8 protein-coding genes are annotated in these 18,643 nt (G+C 68.6%); all 8 read left to right on the top strand.

Annotation, left to right across the window (positions count from 1 at the left end):
* The first annotated feature begins 1 nt into the window (after nucleotide 1).
* Nucleotides 2-802, top strand: a complete 801-nt coding sequence (locus I6I07_RS07120; protein WP_006392172.1) for an ABC transporter permease — start codon at nucleotides 2-4, stop codon at nucleotides 800-802.
* Entirely contained in the window at nucleotides 802-1,959 is a 1,158-nt protein-coding gene (locus I6I07_RS07115) for an NAD(P)/FAD-dependent oxidoreductase (protein ID WP_198486140.1), read from the top strand. Before I6I07_RS07120 ends, I6I07_RS07115 begins: the two co-directional genes overlap by 1 nt.
* Nucleotides 1,943-2,251, top strand: a complete 309-nt coding sequence (locus tag I6I07_RS07110) for a (2Fe-2S)-binding protein (RefSeq protein WP_198486139.1) — start codon at nucleotides 1,943-1,945, stop codon at nucleotides 2,249-2,251. Before I6I07_RS07115 ends, I6I07_RS07110 begins: the two co-directional genes overlap by 17 nt.
* Entirely contained in the window at nucleotides 2,248-3,693 is a 1,446-nt protein-coding gene (locus tag I6I07_RS07105; protein WP_198486138.1) for an NAD(P)/FAD-dependent oxidoreductase, read from the top strand. The genes I6I07_RS07110 and I6I07_RS07105 overlap by 4 nt, the downstream gene beginning before the upstream one ends.
* 9 nt (nucleotides 3,694-3,702) lie before the next feature.
* Nucleotides 3,703-4,866 (top strand): NAD(P)/FAD-dependent oxidoreductase, encoded by a 1,164-nt coding sequence (locus I6I07_RS07100; RefSeq protein ID WP_198486137.1) that lies wholly within the window; start codon nucleotides 3,703-3,705, stop codon nucleotides 4,864-4,866.
* Nucleotides 4,863-5,249 (top strand): RidA family protein, encoded by a 387-nt coding sequence (locus I6I07_RS07095; protein WP_198486136.1) that lies wholly within the window; start codon nucleotides 4,863-4,865, stop codon nucleotides 5,247-5,249. Before I6I07_RS07100 ends, I6I07_RS07095 begins: the two co-directional genes overlap by 4 nt.
* Before the next feature lie 383 nt (nucleotides 5,250-5,632).
* Entirely contained in the window at nucleotides 5,633-7,291 is a 1,659-nt protein-coding gene (locus tag I6I07_RS07090) for a ShlB/FhaC/HecB family hemolysin secretion/activation protein (protein WP_232625938.1), read from the top strand.
* 67 nt (nucleotides 7,292-7,358) lie between these two features.
* Nucleotides 7,359-18,641 carry a hemagglutinin repeat-containing protein gene (locus tag I6I07_RS07085; protein ID WP_198486135.1) on the top strand — a complete coding sequence of 3,761 codons (11,283 nt, stop codon included), beginning with the start codon at nucleotides 7,359-7,361 and terminating at the stop codon, nucleotides 18,639-18,641.
* The last annotated feature ends 2 nt before the right edge of the window (nucleotides 18,642-18,643 follow it).

The following is an 18,643-nucleotide window of genomic DNA, read 5'->3' as shown; positions in this document are numbered from 1 at the left end:
CATGAACTTCCGCAACGGCCCCATCGGCCTGCTGTTCCACACGCTCTTCATCCTGTTCATCCTGGCGCCCATCGTCATGGTGTGCGCGGTGGCGTTCACCTCGGAAGGCTTCATCTCGCTGCCCAGCGGCGGCCTGTCGCTGCGCTGGTTCCGCGCCATCCTGGACAACCCGCGCTTCATCGAGGCGTTCTGGTTCAGCCTGGGGCTGGGCACGCTGTCGGCGACGCTGGCGATCGGGCTGGCGGTGCCGAGCGCGCTGGCGCTGGCGCGCAACCGTTTTCGCGGCCGCGAGGCGTTGGTGGCGTTCTTCCTGTCGCCGCTGATGATTCCGCACGTGGTGCTGGGGCTGGCGTTCCTGAAGTTCTTCACCACGGTGGACCTGGCCGGCACTTACGTGGGGTTGGTGGTGGCGCACGTGATCCTGGTGATGCCGTATGCGCTGCGGCTGGTGCTGGCATCGGCCACCGGCATCGACCCGGCGCTGGAGCGCGCGGCGCAGTCGCTGGGCGCGTCCAACTGGACCGCGTTCCGGCGCGTGGTGCTGCCGCTGCTGCTGCCGGGCGTGGTCAGCGGCTGGGTGATCGCCTTCATCACCAGCTTCGACGAACTGACCATGTCGATCTTCATCGCCTCGCCGTCCACCACCACGCTGCCGGTGCGCATCTTCCTGCACATCGAAGACACCATCGATCCGCTGGTGACGGCCGTGTCGGCCGTGCTGATCTACGTGACCATCATCGCCATCTTCATCCTGGACCGCCTGGTCGGCCTGGAAAAGCTGTTTGTCGGAAAGGGACGCTAATGACGGACGAAACACAAGGGGCGCCGCGCGTGTCGAGGCATCGCGGCATCCACGACGCCGTGGTGATCGGCGGCGGCCTGGTTGGCTCGGCCGTGGCCTACGGGCTGCGGCGCGAGCTGGAGCACGTCGCGGTACTGGACGAAGGCGACGTGGCCTATCGCGCCTCGCGCGGCAACTTCGGCCTGGTCTGGGTGCAGAGCAAGGGCATGGGCCTGCCGCGCTATGGCGTGTGGACCATGACTTCGGCCGGCGCCTGGCCGCAACTGGCGGCCGAGCTGCTGGAACAGACCGGTGTGGACGTGCACCTGGAGCAGCGCGGCGGCCTGCACGCGCTCCTGAGCGACGAGGAAATGGAAGCGCGCGCCACCTTCATGCGCACGCTGCTGGCGCAGCCCGGCATGGCGCAGTACGACTGGAAAATGCTGGATCGCCACGAGGTGGCCGACATGGTGCCGGGCATCGGCCCGGAAGTGCGCGGCGCCACCTGGACGCCGGTGGACGGCATCGCCAATCCGCTCAAGTTGCTGCGGGCGCTGCACATGAGTTTTGCACAGCGGGCGGTGGATTACCTGCCGCGCTGTCCGGCGCAGCAGATCCGGCAGCGCGACGGCGTGTTCGAGGTCACCACGCCCGACGGCACGGTGCGGGCGCGCAAGCTGGTGCTGGCCGGCGGGCTGTCGAACAAGGCGCTGGGCGAACAGGTCGGCCTGGCGGTGCCGGTGCGGCCGCAGCGCGGCCAGATCGTGGTGCTGGAACGCACTCGCCGCCTGCTGGAAACGCCGCTGTCGACGCTGCGCCAGACCGACGAAGGCACCTGGCTGATCGGCGACTCGCAGGAAGAGGCCGGCTATGTGGACAACCAGGTGGGCCTGCCGATCCTGGGCACGCTGGCCGACCGCGCCGTGCGCACCCTGCCCGCCTTGCGCGAGGTGCGGGTGGTGCGCAGTTGGGCGGCGCTGCGCGTGATGTCCAAGGACGGTTTCCCCATCTATCAACAATCCGAGACGTGCCCCGGCGCCTTCGTCGCCACCTGTCACAGTGGCGTCACCCTGGCCGCTGCGCACGCGCTCAAACTGGCGCCCATGATCGCCGCCGGCCAGTTGGCCGGCGACATGGCGCCCTTCTCGACCCGGAGGTTCCATGTTCAAGAGGCTTGACGAGGCGCAGCGCCAGGCGCAGGGCGCGCCGGTGCGGGTGAGGGTGAACGGCGCCGAGCTGCAGTGCCGCGCCGGAGACAGCGTGGCTGCGGCGCTGTTCGCCGGTGGCATGCAGGCCTGTCGCGATACCGCGGTGGGCGAGGTGCCGCGCGGGCCCTATTGCATGATGGGCGTGTGCTACGACTGCCTGGTCACGATCGACGGCCAGGCCAACCAGCAGGGCTGCATGACGGCCGTGCGCGATGGCATGAAGATCGAGCGCCAGCTGGGCGCGCGCAAGGTGCAGGCATGATCGAGACGACGCAATGCGATTTGCTGGTGGTGGGCGCGGGTCCCGCCGGGCTGGCCGCGGCCACCACGGCCGCGCGCCTGGGCGTGGACACGGTGCTGCTGGATGAGCAGGCCGCGCCGGGCGGACAGATCTACCGCGCCATCACCACCACGCCGGTCATCGACCGCGCCGTGCTGGGGCCGGACTATTGGCACGGCGCCTCGCTGGTCGAGCCGTTCAGGCAATCGGGCGCGCTGTATGTGCCGGGCGCGACCGTATGGGCGGTGGCCGAGCGCACCGCGCCCGAGCCGCAGCGCGGCTTCGAGGTGGCGTATTCGGTCGGCGGCGAAGCGCGCATCCTGCATGCGCGGCGCCTGCTGCTGGCCACCGGCGCGCAGGAGCGGCCATTCCCGATTCCCGGCTGGACCCTGCCCGGCGTGATCACCGCCGGCGCCGCGCAGATCCTGCTGAAATCCGCCGGCATGGTGCCGGCCGACCGCACGGTGCTGGCGGGCTGCGGCCCGCTGCTGTACCTGGTGGCCTGGCAGTACCTGAATGCCGGCGTCAAGATCGACGCGCTGCTCGAAACCACCCCGCCCGACCGCCTGCGCCAGGCCCTGCCCAAGGTCTGGGACTTCCTGCGCTCGCCCTATCTGGGCAAGGGGCTGTCGCTGCTGCGCGCGGTCAAGGCGGCGATACCCATCGTCAAGGGCGTGACGGCGCTGGAGGCATTGGGCCAGGACAAGCTCGAAAGCGTGCGCTACACCACCGCGGCGGGAGACACCAGGACCCTGCCGGCGCAGCAGCTGATGCTGCACCAGGGCGTGGTGCCCAACGTCAACCTGTCGCGCGCCATCGGCGCCGAGCATCGCTGGAATGCGGCGCTGGATTGCTGGGAGCCGGATGTGGACGACTGGGGCCTGACTTCGGTGGACGGCGTTGGCATGGCGGGCGACGGCGCCGGCATCGCCGGCGCGCTGGCGGCCGAACAGCGCGGCCGGCTGGCGGCGCTGCAGGCGGCGCACCTGCTGGGCCGCATCGACGCGGCGCGGCGCGACAGCGAAGCCGCCGCGCCGCGCGCCGCGCTGGCGCGGGCGGTGCGCGGACGCGAGTTCTTCGATGTCCTGTACAAGGCGCCCGAGAACTTCCGCCGCCCCACCGGCGACACCATCGTCTGCCGCTGCGAGGAAGTGACCGCCGCGCAGGTGCGTGACACCGTCAAGCTCGGTTGCAGCGGCCCGAACCAGATGAAGGCCTTCCTGCGCTGCGGCATGGGGCCGTGCCAGGGCCGCTTCTGTGGCCTGACGGTCTCGGAGATCATCGCCGAGGAACGCGGCGTGCCGGTGCCGGAGGTGGGCTATTACCGCCTGCGCTTCCCGACCAAGCCGCTGACGCTGGGCGAGCTGGCGTCGCTGCCGCAGACCGATGAGTCGCGCCAGGCGGTGGTGCGCCTGAAGAAATAGGAGGCCGCCATGACGGACGCTTCCCGCTCGGCCGCCGTCATCATCATCGGCGGCGGCCTGCACGGCAGTTCGGCGGCGCTGCACCTGGCGCGCGCCGGCGTGCCGGCGCTGGTGATCGAGAAGAACTACGTCGGCCGCCATGCCTCGGGCGTGAACGCCGGCGGCGTGCGCACGCTGGCGCGGCACCTGGCCGAAGTGCCGCTGGCGCTGGCCTCGCGCGAGCTCTGGTATCGCATCGGCGAACTGGTCGATGACGACTGCGGCTTCGAGCAGCACGGGCAGGTGCGCGTGGCCGAGAACGAGGCCGACGTGGCGACATTGCGCGCGCGCCTGGCCACCATGCAACAGCATGGCTACACGCATGAGCAATGGATCGACCGCGATGCGTTGCTGGCGATGATTCCCGCGCTGGCGCCCACGGTGCAGGGCGGCCTGATCGCGCGCGAGGACGCGGCCGCCGACCCCTACCGCACCACGCTGGCGTTCCGCCGCAAGGCCGCCAGCCTGGGCGCGCGCTTCCTGGAAGGCGTGCGGGTGCTGCGCACCGCGCATGAGCAGGGACAGTGGCGGATCGAGACCGACGCCGGCGCCTACACCGCGCCACAGGTGCTCAACTGCGCCGGCGCGTGGGCCGACCGCATCGCCGCGGAATGGGGCGAGCCGGTGCCGCTGACCGCCATCAGCCCGATGATGCTGGTGACGCTGCGCATGGACCATTTCCTGGATGCGGTGGTGCTAGGCACCGGCCGGCCGCTGTCGTTCAAGCAGCGCGCCAACGGCACCGTACTGATCGGCGGCGGCCGCCGCGCCTGGGTCGACCGCGACGCGGAATGGACCGAACTGGACTTCCATTCGCTGGCCGAGGGCGCGCGCACCGTCTGCGACCTGTTTCCACACATGCGGCAGGCGATCGTGAATCGCGGCTGGGCCGGCATCGAGGCCGCCATGCCCGACGAGATCCCGGTGATCGGCCGCAGCCAGCGCTACGACAGCGCCTTCCATGCCTTCGGCTTCTCGGCCCACGGCTTCGAACTGGGCCCGATCGTCGGCCGTATCATGGCCGATCTGATCACCACCGGCGCGACCGATCTGCCGATCGCGCCGTTCGCCATTGATCGTTTCACCGGCGCCGCGGGCGCGCCGGCCTCCACCACCAAGGAGCAGCACCCATGACTGATATCGTGCGCAAGGATTCCAACGAGCGCCTCAGCCGCATCGTGATGCACGGCCACACCGTGTACGTGGCGGGCGTGACCTCGTCGGCCGAGGGCGGCATCACCGCGCAGACGCGCGACGTGCTGGCCAAGATCGACGGCTACCTGAAGCAGGCCGACACTGACAAGACGCGCCTGCTGTCGGTGCAGATCTGGCTCAAGGACATCGAACGAGATTTCGCCGGCATGAACGCGGTATGGGCCGAGTGGGCCCCGGCCAACGCGCTGCCGACGCGCGCGACGTGCGAGGCCAGGCTGGCCTCGCCCGATCTGCTGGTGGAGATCATCGTCACGGCCGCGAAACGGCCGGGATACGTTGGCGGGCCGACCTCGGAAGCCTGATCGGCCCGGACGATCCGGCGGCGTGATGCCGGATCCTTGCAGTGGCACCCCGTCGCTGCCCGGACAGCGGCGGGTGAAGGCGGCGTCGCGCCTCGGACACGCCTTATTTCGTTATCCCGCGATGCATTTTCCCGGTTTTACGCTTCCTCGCTGTTGATAATCGGCGCGTTGACAAGGAAGTGTTTTGGATTGGCCGGCGAGTACGGCCTCCGGGAATTCGTAGCGTGCCAGCTGGTCAGGTTTTCATCCGCAATGTCGAGGCCTCTTGCCGCGACCCTCATGGTTCGCGGCGCGGATGGCGGCGTGGCAGGCGGGCCGCCGCGCGCAACGGCGCCCGCCTGACGCTGTGTCTTGGGGTCACCGCCGCGTTGGCTTTCCCGCCATTGCTGGCCGCGCAAGCCCTGCCCGCGGAGGCCGCCACGCGCGCCAACGACATCCAACGCCGTCAGGAGCAGGAGCTGGACGCCCAGCGCGCTCGCGCCGCCGAGCGGCCGGACGTACTGTCGGCGCCCGCCGCGGGCGCAGGGCCGCTGGTGTTTCCGGTCGAGTCCCCCTGCTTCACGCTGCACAAGGTGGTCTGGGACAGCTCACCGCCACCCGTCGCGCTGCGCCGCGACAGCGAGGCGGCGCTGGGCCAATGCGTGGGCGGCCAAGGGCTGCGCGTCCTGCAAGAGCACCTGATGGCGCGCCTGATCGACCGTGGCCTGATCACCGCCCGCGTATTGGTGCCGGAGCAATCGCTGGCCGCCGGCACGCTGACCCTGCGTTATGTGCCGGGACGTATCTCCGGCGTCAAGAGCGAGGGCGCGCCCGGCTGGTGGCGCACCGCGCTGCCCACCTGGCCCGGCGGCGACGTCAACCAGCGCGACCTGGATCAGGCGCTGGAGAACATCCGCCGGCTGGCCGGCCAGGCCGACGCCTCCATCGACGTGGCGCCCGGCCCCGAACTGGGCGACTCGGACATCATCATCAAGCCCGGCACTGGCAAGCGCTGGCACGCCTACGTGGGCGGCGACAACGCCGGCATGGAGTCCACCGGCAAGAACCAGGTCAACGCCGGCCTCACGCTCGATTCGCCGCTGTTCCTGTACGACCAGTTGTCGGTCTCCTGGAACAGCAACGCCGACCTGCGCAACGGCGACGCCGGCTCGCGCGCCGCCTCCATCAACTACAGCATCCCGTTCGGCTACTGGACCCTGTTCGCCGGCGCCAGCAAGTCGCGCTACCGCCAGACCGTGGCCGGCTTCGATGAGCCCATCGTCTATGGCGGCACCAGCAAGCAGCTGGAGGCGGGCGTGTCGGTGGTGCCCTACCGCGGCGCCAGCTACAAGGGCACCGCCATGCTGAAGTTCCTGCGCAAGCGCGCCAGCAGCACGCTCAACGACATCGACATCGAGGTGCAGCGGCGCGACGTGGTCGGCTACGAATTCAGCTACGGCCACCGCCACTACATCGACCAGCTCGTGCTGGACATCGGCGGCGGGGTGCGCGGCACGCTGCCGCAGTTCTCGGACCAGCCCGGCTACGTCTACGGCGACCCGGAATGGAATGGCCGCAGCACCATCCTGACGGCCAACGCCGGCCTGTACCTGCCCTTCAAGGTGGCGGGGCAGCAATTGGCCTACCAGGCCAACTGGCAGATCCAGCACGCCCGCACGCCGGTCGTGCCCGCCGACTACTTCACCATCGGCAACCGCTACGCGGTGCGCGGCTTCGACGGCCAGATGACCCTGGCTGCCGAAGACGGATGGACCCTGCGCAATGACCTGTCGCTGATCCTGGACGAGCTGCTGCGCGTGCCTGGCCAACAGATGTATGCAGGCCTGGACGTGGGCCGCGTGGGCGGACCATCCGCGGCGTGGCTGTCCGGCCGCACGCTGGCCGGCGCGGTGATCGGCCTGCGCGGCCGCATCGCCCTGCCCGGTGCAGCCAATGCGATCAACGCCAGCTACGACCTTGCCGCCGGCTGGCCGCTGCAAAAACCTGAATCGTTGAAAACCGCTTCCGCCCTGTACGCGGTGACGCTGATGTTCGAGTTCTGACCCCGCCGCCTTGCGTGGCCGAGACGCTCGCAAAGCCAGCCCCCATCCTTGGTTCAACCGAGTACGAATGATGTCCAAGCTCCGCTCCCTGATCGTGTGGTCCGTGGTCTTCACGCAGGCCTGGTCGCCGGTGCTGGCGCAGACCCTGCCGATCTCGGTGGACAGGAGCGTGCCGGGCGCCAAGCCTTCCGTGGGGGTGAGCAACGGCGTGCCCGTCATCAACATCGCGCCGCCTTCGGCTGGCGGGGTCTCGAACAACCGCTACACGCAATTCAACGTCGGCCCGTCCGGCGCGGTGCTCAACAACAGCGGCGGCGCCAGCCAGACGCAATTGGCCGGCCAGGTGACCGGCAATCCAATGCTGGGCAATCAGCGCGCGGGCACGATCCTCAACCAGGTCACCGCGCCGAATCCGTCGCAACTGCTCGGTACGCTGGAAGTGGCCGGCAATCGGGCCAACGTCATCGTCGCCAACCCGGCGGGCATCACCTGCAATGGCTGCGGCTTCCTGAATGCCGACCGGGCCACGCTGACCACTGGCAGACCTCGCGTCGGGCCGGACGGCGGCATCGGCTTTGACGTGGCGGCAGGCCGGCTTGGCATCGAGGGGCAAGGCCTGAACGGCATGAACCTGAGCCAGGTGGACCTGATCGCGCGCACGCTGGAGATCAACGCGCAGGTCTGGGCGAACCGGTTGAACGTGACGGCCGGAGCGTCGCGGGTCGACTACGGCACGGGCGCCGTATCGGCGCAGGCAGGTGATGGCCCCGCACCCGGCGTAACGCTGGACACGGCCGCGCTGGGCGGCATGTACGCCAACAGCATCCGCCTGATTGGCACCGAAGCCGGTGTGGGGGTGAACATTGGCGGCAATCTGATGGCCTTGACGGGCGACCTGCGGGTCAATGCCGCCGGCGATGTTCGCATCGCGCCACGCGCCACCGTGCAGGCAGCGGGCGATCTGCGCGTGGAGAGTGGCGGCGACCTGGCTGTGCAGGGCGCGGCGCAGGCGACAGGCGCGGTTGCGCTCATCGCCGCACGTAATGTCGCGGTGCCGGGCGCGGTCGGCGCGGGCGCGGCGCTGGATATGGACGCGGGCGGCGACGCAACAGTGGGCGCACAAGGCAGCCTGCGTACACAGGGCGCCTTGCGTGTGACCACCGGCAGGGACCTTTCGCTATCGGGAAGCCTGCTGACGTCGGGCCAGGATGCGCGCGTGCAATCTGGCCGCAACCTGACGGTGGCCCGTCAGGCGGCCGTGCCGCCACCCGCCCAGGGCGTAACCACCGATAGCGGTGCCGGTGCCGGTGCCGCAGCGCAGGCGGATGCGCAGTTGGGCAAGCCGTCCGACGCGCCGGCCGACTCGCGCGGCGGCGTATCCCTGGTGGCCGGCGTGGTGTCCGCAAAGGACTACGTCACGCTGCAAGCGGGACGCGACCTGGTGCTGCCGCAACAGGTGTACGCGTCGGGCACGCTGCTGACCCAGGCCGACGGTAACTTGACCCTGGAGGCCGGCACGCAATTGCAGTCGACCGGCAACGTCACGCTACGAGCCGGCCGGGATGCATCCTTGGGCGGGGCCGTCCTGACCGACGCGGCGTTGAGCCTGACAAGCGGCAACGATCTGGCGCAGGGTTCGGCGGGCAAGCTGCAAGGCAAGCAGGTGTGGGCCACTGCGGGCCGCGACCTCGCATTGGGCGGCGCATTGGTGTCCGCGGCCGATGTCCAGGCGCGGGCGACACGCGATACGCGCGTGGACGGTTCGCTCAGTGCCGGTGGATCGTTGGATCTGGACGCCGGGCGTCATCTATCGGTTGGCGCCGGCGGGCGGGTGGAGGCATCGGGCAAGGCGCGCATGGATGCGGCGAGCGATCTGTCGCTGGCCGGTCTCGCACAAACCAATGCCGACCTGACCTCGTCATCCGGCCGCGACCTGCGGGTCGATGGTGTTGCGTTCGCCTATGGCGGCGCCGTATCCATGACCGCGGGCCAGACCTTGACGCAAGGCGCCGCGAGCCGCGTGCAAGGGGGTGACATCATCGCGCGGGCGGGCAGCGATGTGGATGCACGCGGCGAAATGGTCGCGCGAGGCGATATCGCGCTCCTGTCTGCCCGCGATCTGCGGCTGTATGGCGGGGCCGCCGCCTCGGGCAATCTCGACCTGCGGGCCAAGCGGAGCCTGCTCGCCGACGCCAGTGGGACTTGGGAGGCGAACGGCGGCGCAACGATCACGGCCGGGCAGGACGCGGCATGGGCGGGCGCTTTGCGCACCAATCGCGGCATCGCGCTGGATGCCACGCACCGCCTGTCCGTCGACGGCCTCGTCATGACAGTCGAAGGCGGGTTGCTGACCGTGGCGGGAGACGAGCTGTCCATCGGCGTGACGGGCCGCATGGTTTCAAGGGATCGCATGCGGGTCACGGCGGGTGCGAACCTGGTGATCGATGGCGAGTTGAGGTCGTTGGATGAATTGTCCGTGCAGGCGATGCGCGATGCGCGGGTTGGCGGCAAGCTGCACGCCGCGACCTCGTTGGGCATGGTGGCCGGCGGCGATCTTGCCCTGCTGCGCGGCGCTAGCGCGCGCAGCGAAGGTGAAATGGCGCTGCGCGCCGGCCAGAACGCGCGATTGGAGGCGGGCAGCCGCCTGCAAGGCCAGGGCGTGGACGCGCGCGCCGGTGGCGACCTGCGCCAGGATGGCAAGCTGGTGTCCTTTGCGGACATCAATCTCGCCGCTTCCCATGACCTGAGCGCCGACGGCGGGATCGTTGCCGATGGCAAGCTGGATCTGTCCGCCCGGGGCGACGCGCGGATTGGCGAGGCGGGCCGTCTGGAATCGGCGAGTCTGGCAAATTTGCGCGCGGACGGCGAAGTCGCCGTCGCGGGCGAACTGCGGGGCAATGGCGGCACGGCAGTGGATGCGGGCGGGGCGCTGGATGTGCAGGGCTTGATCGCATCGGCGCGAGGCGCGTTGGCCATGAATGCCGGCCAGGACCTGACATTGGGCGCGAACGGTCGCGCCCTGGCGGGCGGCCCATTGAAGGCGCTCGCCGGCGGATGGTTGGCCAGCGCGGGAGTGTTGTCATCGCTCGCCGATCTGGCATTGCAGGCCAGCGGGAACCTGACCCTGCAAGGCCAGAGTTTCGCCGCCGGCGACATGCGCCTGGATGCGGGTGGCAGGCTTGTCAATGCCTCCAGCGCGCAGACGCAGGCCGACGGCGCATTGAGCGCGAAGGCCGGCTCGGCGGCGCTGGCCGGCAGCGTCATCGCCGGGGGCGTGACCCATCTGCGCACGGACGGCGAACTGCTCCTCGACGGCAGCCTGCTGGTACCCGAGAGCGCGTTGACGACGGCCAGCGGCGGCGATTTGAGGCTGACCGCATCCAGTGCGATGACGGCGGGCGGATGGCTGACCGCGCGAGCGGGCGGCGCGCTGCTCGCCGACGGCGTGATCCAGGGTGAAAGCGACATTCGACTGTCGGCCATGTCGGATGCGGTGCTGAACGGTACCACGGCCGCCAACGGTCTGTTGAACGTCACGGCGGGCAAGGACCTGGGCGATCTGCGGGTCGGGCAAGGCGCGCATCTGCGGGCGGCCGCCAGGTTGAGCATGGGCGCGAGCCGCGACATGGCCATCGCGGGGACGCTGGCCTCGGTCGGGCATATGACGCTGGCCGCGGCGCGCGACGCGCGCGTGGACGGCTTGGCGGCCAGCGATGCGGGCTTGACGTTGACCGGGCGCGACCTCGCGGTGGGCGACAAGGGCTTGATCCAGGCGGGCGACAGCGTGGCTGGCGTGGCCGACCGTTCGATGGTGATCGCGGGCCGCGCGGTGGCTGGGCGTACGCAATCGCTGAGCGCGGGCGAGCGCCTGTCGGTAGAGGGAACGGTAGCGGCCTTGCAGGGCGATCTGTCTCTGGCCGCTGCGCGCGGCGATGCCATCCTGGGCGCGGCATCGCGCCAAGAGGCGGGTGGCTCGCTCATGCTGTCCGCGGGCGGCGTATTGCAGATGTCAGGCACCAGCAGCGCCGTTCAGGATCAGTCATTGCAGGCCGGTCTCGATGCCTTGCTCGATGGGGTGCTCGCCACTCGACACGGCACCCTCTCGGCCACCGCCCTTCGCGACCTGCGGATTGCGCCGGGTGGCCGCCTGCAATCGGGCGCCGGCCTGGCGTTGGCGGCCGGCGACGCATTGACCCATGCGGGTTTCGCCGTCGCGGGGGCGCGGGCAGACCTGAGCGCCAACACCGCATTGAGCAATACCGGTTCGGTGCTCGCCGCCGGCGATCTGCGCGTTCGCGCGTCGGGCCTGCTGCACAACGCCGGCCGCCTTGTGGCCGGTGTCGACGCCGATGGCGGATTGAGCCTGCCAGGCAGCCTGGAGGCGACCGCCGACACGATCCAGCATCCCGGTGTCAGCCTGGCAGGCAAGGATATGACCTTGTCCGCCAACGGATTGCAGATGGACGGAGGCGCGCTGTCGGCGGTGGAAAAGATGACGCTGGCATCCACGGGCGACATCGACACGACGGGCGCCGCCCTGCACGCCGGGGCGCTAGGGCTGTCGGCGGTTCACCTGCGCAACCAAAACGGCACGCTTACCGCCGAGGGCGAGGCCCGCGTCAAGCTGAGTGAAAGCCTGGACAACACCCACGGCACGCTCGCCGCCGCCGGTCAGGCCAGCGTGGATGCCGCAAGCATCGATAACCGCGACGGCACGCTCGCCGGCGGGGATCTGGCCATCGCCACGGCGGGCGCGATCGACAACCGCAACGGCCTGATCCACGCGGACGGAACGCTTGCGCTGTCGGCCGCGGACCTTGACAACACCGCGGGCAGGATTGCCTCGCAAGGCGATGCCAGCATAGAGACCGACGTCCTGAAAAATGGGCAAGGCGAACTGGTGGCTGGCCAGAACCTGAGCGTGCGCGTCAAGACCTGGCAAGACCTGGGGGCGCTGCGTTCGGGCGGTGATCTGTCGCTTGACTACGCGGGTTCGCTGAACCAGGAAGGTGATATCACCGCGGGCCGCGACTTGAAACTGACGCTGGGCGGCGCGCTTGATAACCGGGCGCGCCTCGGCGCTGGCCGCGACCTCGGTATCCGCGCCGAGTCGTTCGTGAATCATGAGACGGGGGAATGGGTAGCGGGCCATGCCAACACGATCGATGTCAGCAACGGCCTGATCAATGCGGGCCTTATCGATGGCAAGACAACCCGCATCGCGGCCGGTTCTGTGGATAACCTGGGCCGCATCTACGGCGACCAGGTATCGATCACCGCCGGCACACTGGTCAATACGGTCGGAACCAAGGGGCCGGCGGTGATCGCCTCGCGAGCGGACATGGATCTGGGCGCCGGTTCGCTCGTCAACGAGCAAGGTGCCCTGATCTACTCGGCGGCGGATCTGCGAATGGGCGGGGCGCTGGACGCGGCGGGAACCGCCACGGGCCAGGCCACGCTGGTGCGCAACAGCGCGGCGACGATCGAGGCGGCAGGCCAAGCCAGGATCGCCGCGGCGCGGATCGAAAACTTGAACCCGGGCTATGTGAGCCGGACTGAACAGGTTTCGTCCGAGCCGAAGTTCTATTTTCGGCAGGTCAATCAGGACCGTCAGGAGTTCGGGCCGTTGATGGACGGCAGCGAGTTTTTCTGGGTCTGCCATGAGTACCGGGGAATCTGCTCGCAGAATCCTGCGCAGGGCGTGGGCAAGCAGAACTGGCTGCTGCTATTGCCACCCAGCGAGAAATACCCGGCCGCGCGCTATGGGCCGCCCTTCGACTACGGCGTGCCGAACTGGTACGGCGACTGGGGCCAGGATCCGACAGCGACGACCTGGCCGATCGCGCCGACATACGTCCCGCCGCGTCCGGTCTGCGCGGGCATGGCCGGGTATGACTGCCCGATCTGGAAAGAGACCTTCCGCTATGCCCCGGATGCGCGGATCTGGTCGGTATTCGGGGTCACCCCGCCCGCCGGTCCGATGCCGCAATGGAACGAAACGGAACCGGGGGGATGCCGTCGCGGAAAATCCGCGGATTGCGAGGCCTATGCCGCGCGCCGCAGCGCCTATGAGCAAGCTTATGCCGACTACAAGGCGCGGCACCTCGAACTCGACGCGGGCATCAAGGCCTTCAACCGTGACGTGCAGCGCCGCTGGCAGCACGCGTTCACGTACTACCGCGTCAACGAAACGGTCGTCGAGACCCGGACGGTGTCGTCGGATCCCGGCCAGATCCTGTCCGGCGCCGCGATGACGCTGACCGGGTCGGTCACCAACGACAAGAGCCGGATTGCCGCCGGTGGCGCGCTGTCCGTGGTCGGACCCGCCATCGACAACATCGGGGCCAGCGGCACGCGGACCGTGACGCGCGAAGGCGTCATGACCCTGAGCTTCGAGAAGCAGCGTCACGCGCGCAAATCCACGCGCTGGGAAAGCAGCAGCCCCTACACCAGCACGTTGGCCGCCGAAGCCATTGAGGTGCCGGTCGCCACCGCGACGGGCGGCGCCGCGGTGACGCTGTCGGGCGCCGCGCCTGACGCGACCGCCATCGGCGCGCCGGAGCCGGTGCGGGGCCTCGACGTCGATCTGCCCGACGGCACGGCTATCCGCAGCGTCTCCCATCCTGCCGGCATTCCCGACAACCAGCTCTTTGTCGTCAACAGGCAGCCGCAGGCGCCCTTCCTCGTGACAACCGATCCGCGCTTCACGGCGGGGCGCTCCCACGTATCCAGCGACTACCTGCTCGATCTGCTGCGACAGCCCGGCGCGCTGCCTGGGACATCGGCCGGCGAGGTTGCGGGCGATGGCGGCCACCCGGCCGGCGGTCCCGCCTCGGAATCAGCCCCCGCTCGCCCCAACGTCGCTACCGGCGCCGATGGCCAGGTCGCGCCGGGCGCACCTGGCATCCCGGTCGCCGCGGGAGACACCGTGAGGGGGACACGCCTGGGCGGCTGGGACGACTTGATCCCGCCGGGAGCCAAGTTTCTCACGCCATCGGGCCAGCCTCGGCGCCTGGGCGACGGATTCCATGAGCAAACGGGGGTATCCGACCAGATCCTTGCCACCAGTGGCCAGCGTTTCCTGGAGAACTACAGCAATCAGGACGCGCAATACAAGGCGCTTCTCGCGGCCGGCGCCCAGTTCGCGCAGGCGCATGGCATCAAGCTGGGCGCGAGACTGACCGAGGCCCAGCAGCGGTTGCTGACCACCGATCTGGTGTGGCTGATCGAGCAGCCGGCGACCCTGGCCGATGGCAGCGTGCAATCGGTGCTGGTGCCGCAGGTCTATCTTCTGGTCAGGGGGGATGACCTGAAGGGTGATGGCACGTTGATCGCCGGGCGTGACGTCGACATTGCCGTCGAGGACGCATTCGTAAACAGTGGCACCGTCGCGGCGCGCGAAGCCACGGTGGTCCGCGCCGGCAACATCGTCAACCAGGCCGGCGGCAGCCTCCAGGCGCGCAGCATCGACCTGGCCGCGCGCGAAGACCTGACCAACCTGGTGTCGCTGATCAAGGGCGACAAGGTCGGCCTGAGCGCCGGACGCGACATCGCGCTGACCTCGGCCTCGGCCTCCGAACGCGCCAGCAATACCTGGGGCACCTACCTGACGGGCATTGCGCGGATCGACGCGGGCGGCCTGGATGCGCGGGCGGGGCGCGACCTGAGCCTGACCACGGCGCAAATCACGGCCAGGAACGACGCGGGCCTGCGAGCCGGCCGCGACGTGAACATGGCCACCTTGGCCGAGCGCAAGGGCGAACGCATCGAGCGCGATCCGCGCAACCGCTATGAACTGAACACCAGCCGTGAGATTGGCGCGATGGTCGCCGCCGGCGGCAACCTGACCATGATGGCGGGCCAGGACATCAACGCGCGCGCGGCCGACGTCACCGCGGCCAAGCATCTGGCGATAGGCGCCGGGCGCGACATCAACGCGACGGCAGGCGTGCAAACGCAGTACTCCTACATCGAGTCCTACAGCAAGCAGCGCGGCTTCCTGTCCAGCCGGTCCAATCACATGGTCAACGCCATCACGACGGAACGGGCACAGGCCGCCACCTTCACCGGCGACACCGCAATGCTGACGGCTGGCCGGGACGTGGCGGTCACGGGCTCGAACCTGGGCGCGCAGCATGATCTGGCGGTCTCGGGCGCACGCGACGTGAAGATTGCCGCCGGCGCGAACAGCGCCGACATCCGCCAGTACGAACATGACAAGAAGTCGGGCTTTGGCGCGATGGGCGGTTTGAGCTACGGCACGCGCCACCAGACCGACACACTCAATGGCAATCAGGTGTGGCATACCGCCAGCACGGTCGGCAGCGTACAGGGCGATACGCATATCGACGTCGGCCGGTCGCTGAACGTGGTCGGCAGTAACGTGCTGGCCCGCCAGGGCGACGTCGCAATGCGCGGGCGCGACGTCAGTATCGCCGCGGCGCTCGACACCACGCGCGACAAGGAATTCCACGAGGTCAAGCAGTCCGGCTTCAGCATCAACGCCAGGACACCCGTGGTCGATGCGATGCAGACCGCGGGCAGGATGAACCAGGCCGCTGGCAAGACCGACAACAAGGTCATGCAGGGCCTGGCGCTGGCGACCACGGGCATTGCCGCGCTCAATGCCTATGACTCGGTGATGGCGGATCCCAAAAGCGCCGGCGGCGTCAGCCTGAGTATCGACCTGGGCGCCAGCAAGAGCCAGAGCGCCACGGACCGCGCGTCCGCATCGGCGGCGGGATCGACGGTGGCCGCCGGCAAGGATCTCACGCTCGTGGCCAGGGACGCTGGGCCCGATTCGGACATTACGGTCACGGGATCACGTCTGTCGGCGGGCGGCAATGCCGTGCTTGAGGCCGACGGAAGCATCCTTCTGCGGGCCGCGCAAAACACCTACGAGCAGAGCACGAAGAACAAGAGTTCCAGCGCAAGCGTGGGCATCGGCGTATCGGCCGACAGCGAAAATGGCGCCGGCGTCATGGTCAACATCGGCGCCAGCGGCGCTCGCGGCCATGCCTATGGCAAGGATACGAGTTGGGCCTATGCCGACGTGAGCGCAGGCGATGTGCTCGCGCTGCGATCCGGCACTGACACCGCCTTGATCGGCGCCACTGCACGAGCCGACCGGATCATTGCGTCGGCAGGCAAGGACCTGCGCCTGGAGACCCTGCAGGACGTCAGCACCTACGATTCCAAGCAGCAGAGCATCGGCGTCAAAGCCAACATCTGCGTGTATGGCTACTGCAAGAGTTCGGTATCGGGCAACGTCGCGCAAGGCCGGATGAACAGCGATTTCAGATCCGCCAGCGAACAGGCCGGCCTGAGGGCCGGTGATGGCGGGTTCCAGTTGGATGCCGCGCTAAACACGACGTTGATCGGCGGGGTGATCTCCAGCAGCGAGCGCGCGACGCTCGAGGGACGAAACGTGCTCGGCACGGGCACGCTGGATGTTCGGGATGTGAAGAATACGGCCCGGTACAAGGCCGATCAGATTGCCCTGAGCGGGGGATATAGCTGGGGAGGTGACGGCGGGGGCGCACCCAAGAAAGGCGACGCAGGCAAAGCGGACATAGCCGCGAACGCCAACGGCCAGGCGGCGGGCGGCGCTGAAAAGGCGAGGGACACGGGCGACAAGAGCGGGGCGTCGGCAGGCCTGCCTGTCGTCGTAGGCGCTTCCGGCAATGCCAGCTCGACCACGCGCAGCGCGATCAGCGGCGGCAGCGTCGTGATCCGCGACGAGGCCGCGCAGCAGGGCCTGACGGGGATGACGGCGGTCCAGACGATCGCGGCGTTGAACCGGGACACCGCGGATACGTTGAATGCGCTCCAGCCGATCTTCGACAAGGAGAAGATCGAGGCAGGGCTCGAGATTGCGTCGGAGGCTCAGCGGCAGGCCGGGCAGTTCCTGGAGACTCGGGCCAGGGAAGCGAAGGCGCTGGAAGATGCGCTGAAGAATGAGCCCGAGGGACCGCGTCGAGATCAATTAAAGCAAGCTTTTGAGGATGCGAAGACGTGGGGGCCGGGTGGCGAAAGCCGCCGCTGGCTGAGCGCGATCTTGGGGGCCGTAAGCGGCAATGTGACCGGCGCGGCCAGCGACGCGATCCAGACGACGGCAGTCAATTATCTGCAAGGATTGGCGGCATCCGACGTGAAGGAAATCGTCTCGGCGTTGGGCGAAGGCCCCACGGCGGAGACGGCTCGCGCCGCCATGCACGCGATTGTGGGCTGCGCGGGCGCGGCGGGCAAAGGCGGCGATTGCGGCGCGGGCGCGCTGGGCGCGGGCTCAGGGGTGGTGCTGAATGCGCTGCTGGCGGGCGATGCCTCGAAGATGACCCCGGAAGAGAAGGACGTTCGTCGCAACCTGATCGGCTCGCTGGTGGCGGGGATTGCGGAAGCGTCAGGCGTCTCGGGCGCGGAGGCAGTCTTCGCGGCGATCAATGAGACGGAAAACAACTATCTCAAGCCTGATGAAATGAAGTCGTACCTTGCGGCGCGGCAGACATTGAAGGGTTGCGCCGGGGACGTTTGCGAGCAAGCCCACAAGGAAGTGGACCGGCTCAATGGCATCAGCGTGAACCGCAACAACGGGGCGGAACGTGCTTGCCTTGAGAACCCGGAAGGCTGCGCGGCGGTGGCGCAAGTCCTGCGCGCCGACATCACTGCCTTGGAGGTACAGGCCAATAGTCTGAACCGCACGGAAGCGGCCGTGGCCGCCAACAATCTGCTGCAGGCACGCACGCAGTACTACACGAACCTGGAGTCGCGGGCGCTTGCCGCCGAGCAGGCGCGCGAGCGCGAGGGCCAGGGATCATGGCTGGGCGCGCTGTCCAAGGAAGCGTTGTCGGCCAGTGGCTATCTGACGCCGCAGGAGGTGCAGGATCTGGAGGCGATGCGAAGCCAGGGACTGAAGGCGGGAGTGCTGGCGGTGTTGCCGGCAGTGGCTGATGTCGCTATGAAGGGGATAGGATCGGTTGGAGGACGGCGAGTACGGTCGGTCGTTGATGAGCTGAAGCCTGCAGCCTTGAACGCCGAACAAGGGGCAGCGTCTTTTGGTGAAATCAGGACAATACTTGAATCTGCTCAAGTTCCATACAAAGGCAGTACTGTGATCGGTCACGCACTTTCTAAGCATGCCGGTAGGAACCCGGAAATCTGGGGAAAGACAACTGGCTCGATGGGTACATGGAACGATCAGGCAATGAAGCACCTGCGTGAAATTACTCGAGCTCCAGGAGAGTTCAAGCCAGTGACGACAGATAGAGGGCTTAGCTTTATGGAGAAACGCCTGCCTGATGGCCGTGGTATCCGACTGAATATGGACGGAACTTTCAAAGGCTTTGTTGATTGAGA

Origin of the sequence: Achromobacter deleyi (genome assembly GCF_016127315.1) — a bacterium.
In the GTDB taxonomy this organism is placed as follows: domain Bacteria; phylum Pseudomonadota; class Gammaproteobacteria; order Burkholderiales; family Burkholderiaceae_B; genus Achromobacter; species Achromobacter insuavis_A.
This window is presented reverse-complemented; position numbering and strand designations above follow the sequence as displayed.

Coding starts and splice junctions, on each gene's coding strand:
- I6I07_RS07095 (WP_198486136.1), top strand. CDS start 4,863: ATGACTGATATCGTGCGCAAGGATTCCAACGAGCGCCTCAGCCGCATC.
- I6I07_RS07120 (WP_006392172.1), top strand. CDS start 2: ATGAACTTCCGCAACGGCCCCATCGGCCTGCTGTTCCACACGCTCTTC.
- I6I07_RS07100 (WP_198486137.1), top strand. CDS start 3,703: ATGACGGACGCTTCCCGCTCGGCCGCCGTCATCATCATCGGCGGCGGC.
- I6I07_RS07105 (WP_198486138.1), top strand. CDS start 2,248: ATGATCGAGACGACGCAATGCGATTTGCTGGTGGTGGGCGCGGGTCCC.
- I6I07_RS07115 (WP_198486140.1), top strand. CDS start 802: ATGACGGACGAAACACAAGGGGCGCCGCGCGTGTCGAGGCATCGCGGC.
- I6I07_RS07085 (WP_198486135.1), top strand. CDS start 7,359: ATGATGTCCAAGCTCCGCTCCCTGATCGTGTGGTCCGTGGTCTTCACG.
- I6I07_RS07110 (WP_198486139.1), top strand. CDS start 1,943: ATGTTCAAGAGGCTTGACGAGGCGCAGCGCCAGGCGCAGGGCGCGCCG.